At 60.4% G+C, this 675-nt stretch carries 1 pseudogene; it reads left to right on the forward strand.

The features are described from left to right. Positions 1 to 161 precede the first annotated feature (161 nt). Positions 162 to 650 (forward strand): annotated as a pseudogene (locus tag AYO52_RS17480) (L,D-transpeptidase); the annotation flags it as partial. Positions 651 to 675 lie beyond the last annotated feature (25 nt).

The raw sequence follows: 675 nt of genomic DNA on the forward strand, positions 1-675 counted from the left end.
CTCCACGATTCGGGGGGAACCACATGGAAGATTCCCGGAGCTAGAGCTGAGGCGACAAACCACGCGCTGACCGCGCAGCCAACAACGACCACGCTCAATGCGGTGAGCAGCCTGGTGCCAAAGCTCGACCGGGCGAACAATCGGCGCGGCCATGATCTCGGTGGGCACCAGGTACCGAGGTGGACGTCGACGTCAACATCTATGGCACAGATATGGGTGGAGGGCTTTACGGAGCCCAGGACGCGCACAGCAACTTCACGATCGGCGATGAGGTCATCACCACGATCGACGACAATGCCAAGACGATGACGACCCGCGTCAACGGCGAGATCGTCAGCAGTAGCCCGGTCTCGCTAGGAAAGGCCTCGACACCAACGCCGAACGGCACCTACTACCTCGGCGATCGGCATGAGTCGCTCATCATGGACTCATCGACATTCGGCGTGCCGGTCGATTCGGCGGACGGCTACCGGCTTTCAGTTAACTGGGCCACTCAGATGTCCTACAGCGGGATCTACGTCCATGGCGCCCCGTGGTCCGTCGGGCAGCAGGGCTTCACCAACGTCAGTAACGGCTGTATCAATGTCACCGACGCCTACGCCAAGTCGTTCCAGAACAACAGCAACCGTGGCGACGTGGTCGAAGTCATCTGAGAATGACAACCCCATTTGGCCC

Source organism: Dietzia sp. 111N12-1, assembly GCF_001658045.1.
Classification (GTDB): Bacteria; Actinomycetota; Actinomycetes; order Mycobacteriales; family Mycobacteriaceae; genus Dietzia; species Dietzia kunjamensis.